Source organism: Candidatus Latescibacter sp. (assembly GCA_030692375.1).
Lineage (GTDB): Bacteria > Latescibacterota > Latescibacteria > Latescibacterales > Latescibacteraceae > JAUYCD01.
The window spans coordinates 1-8200 of the sequence record JAUYCD010000036.1; the positions used below are offsets into that span (position 1 = coordinate 1).

8 protein-coding genes are annotated in these 8200 nt (G+C 49.0%); 1 reads left to right on the plus strand and 7 read right to left on the minus strand.

The features are described 5' to 3' along the window. Nucleotides 1-318: 318 nt before the first annotated feature. From Q8O92_02330 to Q8O92_02360, 7 genes are all read right to left on the minus strand, one after another. Nucleotides 319-984, minus strand: coding sequence for a helix-turn-helix domain-containing protein (locus Q8O92_02330; GenBank protein MDP2982151.1), 666 nt, complete (start codon nt 982-984; stop codon nt 319-321). Next, nucleotides 968-1588, minus strand: a complete 621-nt coding sequence (locus Q8O92_02335) for a Maf family protein (GenBank protein ID MDP2982152.1) — start codon at nt 1586-1588, stop codon at nt 968-970. The genes Q8O92_02330 and Q8O92_02335 overlap by 17 nt, the downstream gene beginning before the upstream one ends. After that, nucleotides 1585-2034 carry a D-aminoacyl-tRNA deacylase gene (gene dtd, locus Q8O92_02340; protein MDP2982153.1) on the minus strand — a complete coding sequence of 150 codons (450 nt, stop codon included), beginning with the start codon at nt 2032-2034 and terminating at the stop codon, nt 1585-1587. The genes Q8O92_02335 and dtd overlap by 4 nt, the downstream gene beginning before the upstream one ends. 83 nt (nt 2035-2117) lie before the next feature. Further along, a complete protein-coding gene (locus Q8O92_02345) occupies nt 2118-2387 on the minus strand; it encodes an HU family DNA-binding protein (GenBank protein MDP2982154.1) in 270 nt (89 codons plus the stop codon). Nucleotides 2388-2507: 120 nt separating this feature from the next. Continuing rightward, nucleotides 2508-4934 carry a putative LPS assembly protein LptD gene (locus tag Q8O92_02350; GenBank protein MDP2982155.1) on the minus strand — a complete coding sequence of 809 codons (2427 nt, stop codon included), beginning with the start codon at nt 4932-4934 and terminating at the stop codon, nt 2508-2510. A gap of 2 nt (nt 4935-4936) precedes the next feature. Beyond that, nucleotides 4937-5332, minus strand: coding sequence for a secondary thiamine-phosphate synthase enzyme YjbQ (locus tag Q8O92_02355; GenBank protein ID MDP2982156.1), 396 nt, complete (start codon nt 5330-5332; stop codon nt 4937-4939). Nucleotides 5333-5347: 15 nt separating this feature from the next. After that, entirely contained in the window at nt 5348-7162 is a 1815-nt protein-coding gene (locus tag Q8O92_02360; GenBank protein ID MDP2982157.1) for a tetratricopeptide repeat protein, read from the minus strand. A gap of 345 nt (nt 7163-7507) precedes the next feature. Between Q8O92_02360 and Q8O92_02365 the strand changes: the two genes are divergently transcribed. After that, nucleotides 7508-8200: type I restriction enzyme HsdR N-terminal domain-containing protein (locus tag Q8O92_02365; protein ID MDP2982158.1), on the plus strand; the 693-nt coding region annotated here is incomplete at its 3' end.

Consider the following 8200-nt stretch of genomic DNA (forward strand, 5'->3'; position numbering starts at 1 on the left):
GCAATACAAGGCTTAATTGGTTTTTTTAAAAAAGTTACACCTTCACATTTTCATCTTTACCGCGAAAAGTCCCCCTTCGGGGGATTTAGGGGGCTGCACTCAAAAATTAATAATAAGTATTTGTTTAATAAATAGTTAGGAAAATATCATAGCAAGTTTGTGAATAATCCGTATTAAGTATTTCTTGAAAATAACACTCCGTTATTGCACATTTAGATCCTGAAACGAGTTCAGGATGACATATGTCATGCCGAACTTGTTTCGGCATCTATATATACGATCACGAACCTTATCTAAAGGCATACCCGGATATCTTTTTTAATGCCCTCCACCATTTACATAGATGATGATCAGGGCGGCGATGATGATAATGATAATAAAAATGCCGAAAAGAAGCCCCTGTGAAGAACGCGGTTCTTCAAGATCAAGACTCGATCTGGAGTATTTGTGAACCGTTTCTTTCCGGTCGCCTGCCGGCCGCTCAGGTTTGTCGTCGTCTATGAACGCTACTTTCAAAGGAGGCAGAGGCGCAGGAGATTCGACAGGTACGTTTACCGCTGTTTCAGGTTCATTGACGGTTTCAGGAGCTGTTTCGGTCCGGGGTATCTGTTTCTCTTCTGAAGGGATTGTTTTTTTGAGCGGCTTTTTTTCGGATAAATTCTTTTTTTCCGGGACAGATAATTCCTGTTTGGCTTCAGGCGCCGTTGGCATGATTTCCGGTTTTTTTCTCTCTATTCGAATCTCTTCCCGTATACTTGATGCCTTGTTTTCATAGCGGGCGATCACCCGATCAGGGTCGATGCCGGCTGCCTCTGCATATTCGCGGAGAAAAGCCCGGAGAAATGGCTCCGGCGCTATGGTAAAATCTCCTTCCTCCAGTTTTTCAAGGAGCGCCGGCCTTATCTTGGTAACCGCATAAATATCTTCGAGGCTGACTCCTTTCTCCAGCCTGAGCTCTTTCAGTTCCTCATGCAAGGGTTTCATGTATATGGCTCCCTGTGTTTCCAAAAAAACCGTATCTGCCCCCCGAAAAACGGTACAGCTCCTCCATGATTCTGGCCAGAGGCAATCCCATCACATTGAAATAACACCCCCGGATTGCTGGGATAATAACTGCGCCGTAACCCTGAATTCCGTACGCTCCCGCTTTATCAAGCGGTTCTCCGGTCGCTATATATTTCTCGATGAGGTTTCGGTTCATCCGGCGCATGGTAACCTCGGTAGTTTCGAATCCGGTCGAGAGAGCGCCATTCCCCGGATCGAAGAGAGCGAATCCGGTATACACCGTATGGGTGCGTCCCTGGAGAAGGTCAAGCATTTCCGCCGCCTCTTCTTCCGAATTCGGTTTCCCCAGGATAACATCGTCTATGACCACGATAGTATCCGAGCCTATCACTATTCCTTTTCCGACCTGTTTACCCACCTCGCGCGCTTTGAGCACCGCAAGCCGAACCACGTGCTCTGACGGTGTTTCGCCGGGAATGGCTGTCTCCTCCACGTGAGAGGTCACGCTGCGAAAGGGATGACCGAGCAGTTTCATCAGCTCACGGCGCCGTGGAGATTTCGAGGCGAGAATCAGTTCGTTCACACCATATCTCTCGTGTTAATGGAAATGGTAACCGGACCGTCATTGAGTATGTCGACCAGCATGTGCGCTCCGAACACACCCCCTTTCACTCCTATTCCGCTTTCGGAGAGAAGCCCCATGAACCGTTCATAGTAATCGTTCGCTTTATGGGGGGGCGCCGCCTCGCCGAAATAGGGACGCAGCCCCCTCCGTATATCGCCGAACAGAGTGAACTGGCTGACTACCATGATCTCCCCCCCGCAGTCGAGCACCGAACGGTTCATCTTGCCTTCTTCATCAGGGAAAATCCGGAGGCCGATACATTTCCGGGAGAGAATCTCAAGATCATGCTCCGTGTCGTCGCCGTGCACCCCCAGAAATATCAGAAGACCGCGGCCGATGGAAGAGACCTCCTGTGAATCAACCGCTACGCTGCATCTTCCTACTCTCTGGATCAATCCGATCATGTCAGGCCCAAACATGCAAAGGGCAGTCGTTCCATTTTTTGTATCAGACGAAAGACTGCCCTCATGCGAAATGAACATGTAAATTACACAGCGTCTTTGAGCTTCTTGCCCGGTTTGAATTTCGGAACAGTAGTAGCCGCGATACGAATGGGTTTACCTGTAGCTGGATTCCTCCCTTCACGGGCCGCACGTTTAGATACCGAGAATGTGCCAAAACCAACGAGACTGACCTTGTCACCTTTCGCGAGGGCGCCGGTGATGCTTTCGACAACCGATTCGAGAACCTTCCCCGCTTTTGCCTTTGGGACACCTGCATCCTGAGCTGCCTTTGCAACGAGCTCTTCTTTCGTCATTGTTTCACCTCCTTTCGAAAGAGTTTAAAAATCGTTTCATGGTTACGATAATGAGGGTACAGTGCTAAGTCAAGAAAAAAGTGAGGAATTTAGGCATTCCGGGGCATTTTTTTTAAAAAATCAATATCCGAGCTGCGAAGAGCCTCTCCTTTTTTCGACTTTTACATCCGGAAGGTCTTTTATATTCACTTTAAAATAGAATCCTTCCTGTATCCCGGAGGGCACCCAGGACAGGCTTGCTTCGAAACAGTGCAGATCACGGTTAATGAGCATCCGCTGCGTGATGATCTGCTTCGCTTCTAAATCATAGTAGAGGGAGTAGGAAACCGAAGTATTCTGGCTCGGAGAAAATGAAATATCCGGCTTTATATTATGGGTAATGTTGTATTTCTTTGGTCCGAAGGTGTTGCGGGTGACGCCGAAAAAATGGGAAAACCGCACATTGAACGGAACGAGGGCGGAGGATGTGATTCCGGATACTTTTTCTTCTTCGGGAACAACCTTCGCGATATCTATATCGTCCCTCCCGACATTGCTGTTTGCAGTCGGCCGTGATGATTGGCCGATAAAAAAGAGGTCCTGCTGGGTAATGCCAACATCCGTCGTTATGTTGAAATTGTTCAGGTTCGGGCTGAACAGGTGAAGGCGGTTGTCTTTGTGGTAAAAACCGTGGGATGAACTGAGCCGGGTGGCGACGAATCTGGCCGGCCGGAAATCCAGAGTGGTCTGAAGGGGAGAGAGTTTTTTGTTCGCTTCAAAGTCCATGGCGGTGGAAAAATTCAGGGTGAAAAGATCAAATTTGTTCTCCTTTTCACCTTTCACGGTTTTTACCTGGAAAATGTTGCGGAGATTCAAGTTAACGTTATTCACCAGGTCTTTCCGGGAGATGTTTCGATCGAAACGGAAAAACGCCCGCGGATCGCTCGAGAAATACTGGCGGTTCTTGCCAAGCGAATAGGAGATCGATGGGGATATGACATGCCTTAACCCTACCACATTTCCTATCTTCGGCTGAAACATGCCGTATACGGTGGTGCCCGCCGAAAGGCCAAGGGAAACATTATCCTTCCGCTGATAGCTTCTCGAAGTGGAATCGCTGTCGGTGGCGGTGAAATTTTCATGTACATTCAGCGAGGGCTCGGTCACCAGCCACCCAAAGAATTTGTTGGAGCTGGAAAGACTTGTGGACATTCCCATAGTGCGGTTAAAGGTAGAGAGCGAGGAACCGGTTTGACTGGAACCGAATGTCCCTTGAGATTTGGCTGTGTTGAGGGTATTCTGGAAATCCGCATCGAACGAATAGTATATGGAATTATACCATTTCTTTTCTTCCGGTTCCTGCTTTACCGCTTTTTTCTCATATTTACGCTGTTGATACTCTTTTTTCTCGGTTCCGAATAGAAGCGCACGAGGTTTACGGAATCGGAGGCTGGGAAGTACGGCGGTGGTATTCTTGGTGTCCAGGTTCATTTCGTGGCTGAAATTTGAAGTCAGGCTGTTGCCGCTCTCCTGCCAGCGCTTGGAGACGGAAAGAGAGGAGCGTATATCACGGTTGAGGCGATCGTAGATATTATACGAGTTGAGTTGGGAATAATTGCTGCTCTGGAAATTGGCGTCCCCGACGATCTGCAGGGTGGGGGAAATCTCCTGGGAGTGGGATGCCCGAAATATCCACTGACGTGTGCCGAGCCGTGACTGGTTCTCAAAGGATCCGAACACCGAGCCGCTCATCGCATAGCGGGAATTGTAGTTTACCCAGTTCTTCAAAAGCCAGCCGTTCGTTTCACGGACCACGGCGCTAGCCTGGTAATCCCAGTAATCCGATGGGACGAAATAGTATCCTATGTTGGAGAGATACCTTCCATTCTGCCGTGAGGAGCCGTATCGAGGGGTTAAAAATCCGGACTGCCTTCCCTTTGAGATGGGAAAGACATAGAACGGGAACCAAAATACCGGGATATTCCTGATATAGGCGGTGACAGGCTTGATGATCAGCTTGTCGTTCACAATGAACTTCATCTTCCGGCCGGCGAAGTAATAGTGGGGATCTTCCTTCAAATCGCAGGTAGTATATGTACCGTCGGATACATACAAAGTATCGCTGGAAACACGCTTAATACGGTCGAAAGTCATAAATCCTTTGTCGTATTTCGTTTTTCCCTCCACAACGAGCCCCTGCTCGGATTTCAGGTTGAATTCGACCTTGCGGCCTTTCAGTTCCTCGCCGCCCGTGTCGACGAACACGGGGGTTTCCACCAGCGCCCCGGTTGAATCCTTTTTTCCCTCTGCACTCACATACTGGTAATTCTGATAATACGTGATGTTGTTGCTCTTGAGAGTCCGCCCGAAATATTTCACTATGGCGTTATTATTCAGAAACGCCCTTTTTTTATCATACAGGTAATCGATTGTTTTTGCGCGGTACTCAAGCGAATCGGTAATAGCAAAACCCGGAAACTGTAGCGGTTTGGGTGGCGCATTCTGGGAAAAAACGGTACAGGGAAAGAGTAAAGGGAGCAGAAATGGGGCGATACGATGGCAGCTCATTACTATCCTATAGTATTTACAATAACGGTGCGGGTGCGGGGACCGTCAAATTCGCATACATACACACACTGCCATATCCCTAAAGCAAGCCGGCCTTCCTTTACCGGAATGGTGACCGATGAACCCATCAGAGAAGCCTTGACATGCGCGGCCGCATTTCCCTCTCCGTGACGGTAACTGTTCTTCCACGGCACAATCCGGTTAAGGGCATCGATAATGTCCGCCCGCACATCGGGATCAGCGTTCTCGTTTATAGTGATTCCGGCGGTGGTATGAGGAATAAATACCTGGCATATCCCTGTTTTGATTCCGGAAGAAAAGAGTACCTTTCGTACCTGCTCGGTCACATCCACCATCTCGGAGCGCAGCCTGGTATTTATTTTGAAATCCTGCACCATCAACTGTTCCTATAACTATTGGGGCTTGGAAGAATCTGTACTTTCAGGTAGTTCCTGTATGGCATTCAGTTTCTTCCTGGCTTTATCTACAAACAGGGAATCGGCGTCGCCGGAGAGAATCTTCGAAAAGACATTTGCTGCGGATTTCCGGTCGCCTTTTTTCATGGCGATATCGCCGATTTTCATGAGAGCATCGTTCCGCTGCTCGGAGGTGTTGCCGGTCGATTCATAGATATTCCAGTAGAGCTGGAGGGCGCGGTCGCTGTCCAGCTCTTCATATACTCCGGCCAGAAAGAACAGTATGTCCGTTTTCTTTTTTCCCTGGGCAAACCGTAAACCCTCCCTGGCATCCCGGGCGGCTTCGCTCTGCCTTCCCATGAGGTAATTCACATGGGCAAGGGAAATATAGACATCGGCCTTGTAAGGAGTTTTCGGATAGTCCTCGAGTATCTTTTCATAAACTTTCGAAGCATCCCACCAGCGGTTTATTTCACGGTAATTTCTGGCCATTCCCATAAGGGATCTGACAGTAAGGTCCGAAGAAATCCCGATGGCGGCCGCACTGTCATACCAGGCGACGGCCTCATCTGGTTCCAGCCATTCCTCATGAAGCATCGCCAGTTTGAAGAACGCGGCCTGCGCCCGGGCCGAATGCATTTTCCGGTGCGCAGTTTCCCTGAGAAATTCCTTGGCCGCATCCTTCCGGTCGGTCGAAACGTAGGTATCCGCCTGGTAAAAAACTGCCGAATCGGTGTAATCGGGACGAAGCCGGCCGTTGATGATGCTTTGGTATTTCTCAATCGCCTTTTCCGGGTTGTCGGAGAGACGGTAATACCAGGCCAATTCCAGGAGAAGCTTCGGCGAGAGACGGTTCGAGGGGTATTTGTTTACGAAATTTTCAGCAAATTCCGTTTCGGAAGAGTAATCCCCTTTTTTGTAGGCGATCCGTTCGAGGTAGAGAAGCGCATCGTCATAGTAGGCATCGGATTTGCGTGAATTGGCCAGGTAATTCAGGAAAGCGTTTTCCGCCTCGCTGTATTTTCCGGTTTCAAAAAGATTTTTCCCCAGCCGGTAAAACGTCTCCATGAATCTGGGATATGATGGATAATTGAGAGTGAGTTTTTTTAAAACACCTGCTGCAAGATCCGCACGGCCTGTCCGATCATAGCTCAATCCGAGGTAGTAGAGAGCCTCATCGATGCTGCCCCCTTTGGGATTATCAGCCAGGTATTTTTCAAAACGGTCGATGGCGCTGGTAACCAGATTCAGTTTATAGAGACAGATACCCTCTTTCAGCACAGCTTCAGGCGCCACATAGGAATTCTGATAGCTCTTGGATATCTCACTGAAAAAGTTGCAGGCTTTGAGCGATTCTCCTTTTGAGAGAAGCGCCTGTCCCAGCATGAAGAGCATGTCCGGCACCAGAGGTGATTTAGGATAGGCTTTCACGAAGTCCTGAGAAACCGCAATGGCCCCGTTCACATTACCGGCCTCCATGAGGAGTTGGGTATAGGCATAGCGTACCTTATCGGCAAAGGGCGCCAGCGGGGTGACATCGCTCGCTTTTTCCAGATACTGCATTTTCTCTTCCCGCCTGCCAAGCTGGCCAACCGCCAGCGCCAGAAAGTAGAACGCCCGGACCTGTTCATTCCTGTTTTTGATGCCGTCGACTATATCATAGAGAAGAACGGCGGCGCTGTCAGGCTTTCCGGTCTGAAGGAAAATGGCGGCAATGTCGATTTTTTCGGTCAGATCGTATGCGCTCGCCGGGCCGGAAAAGATAATGAGCAAAGCGGAAATTGCCGAAATTGTATGAAAGCGGTTTATCATTATGCGAATCACCAGATGAAGGAGCAACTGCGAAAAAAAGCCGCTAAAAATGATAGTGTTTCCGAATTCGTTTACAACTATATATAGTATAACATTTTTTTTTAAAAAAAGTTACAGGTTTTTGTACAAATTTCAACGGTATCTGAATAAAAAAGTTGCGCATGTTTTGAGTGTTTAGAACCGGCAACGGTTTTATCGTTCCCGCGAAGCGGCAACGAGTTCAGGATGACACGTGTCATGCCGAACTTGTTTCGGCATCTAAATAAGAAAAAACATTTTTCATTTCTCCCCTGTTCGTGTATATATTCCCCCTTGAATAAATAAACCGGCCCAGGGGGAGAGATAGTGTCCGCTCCGGAAAAGATTTTCGAACTGGTCGAACGTTTCGACCTCCATAAAGAAACCTATCTGTCCGGGAACTACAAGGAAGCCCAGCTTCGGAAGGAGTTCATCGACCCCTTTTTCAAAGAGCTGGGCTGGGACATGGACAACGAGCGCGGGTACGCCGAAGCATACAAGGATGTGATCCATGAGGATTCCATCAAGATCGGCAACAATCCCGAAGCTCCCGATTACTGCTTCCGTATCGGCGGGACGCGCAAGTTCTTCCTGGAAGCCAAAAAACCCTCCACCGACATCGTTCGCGACATCCATCCGGCTTACCAACTGCGCCGCTATGCCTGGTCTTCCAAACTCCCCTTGAGCATCCTGACCAATTTCGAGGAATTCGCCGTCTATGACTGCCGTATAAAGCCCGCAAGTTCAGATAACGCTAAAATAGCGCGAATAGAATACATAAAATATGATCTGTATCACGAAAAATGGAATAAAATTGCCTCAATCTTCTCCCGCGAAGCGGTTCTCAAAGGTTCTTTTGATAAATATGCCGAGACATCACGGGGCAAAAAGGGGACATCGGAGGTGGATGTCGCCTTCCTGAAGGAGATCGAGTCCTGGCGGGATGTGCTCGCCCGCACCATCGCGCTCCGCAATCCCGCGCTCTCCCGCCGCGACCTGAATTTCTGCGTCCAGCGCACA

What these genes read in the sequence shown, in the direction of transcription:
- Q8O92_02330 (MDP2982151.1), bottom strand. Translation starts at nt 984, where the DNA reads ATGAAACCCTTGCATGAGGAACTGAAAGAGCTCAGGCTGGAGAAAGGA.
- Q8O92_02350 (MDP2982155.1), bottom strand. Translation starts at nt 4,934, where the DNA reads ATGAGCTGCCATCGTATCGCCCCATTTCTGCTCCCTTTACTCTTTCCC.
- Q8O92_02355 (MDP2982156.1), bottom strand. Translation starts at nt 5,332, where the DNA reads ATGGTGCAGGATTTCAAAATAAATACCAGGCTGCGCTCCGAGATGGTG.
- Q8O92_02360 (MDP2982157.1), bottom strand. Translation starts at nt 7,162, where the DNA reads ATGATAAACCGCTTTCATACAATTTCGGCAATTTCCGCTTTGCTCATT.
- Q8O92_02345 (MDP2982154.1), bottom strand. Translation starts at nt 2,387, where the DNA reads ATGACGAAAGAAGAGCTCGTTGCAAAGGCAGCTCAGGATGCAGGTGTC.
- dtd (MDP2982153.1), bottom strand. Translation starts at nt 2,034, where the DNA reads ATGATCGGATTGATCCAGAGAGTAGGAAGATGCAGCGTAGCGGTTGAT.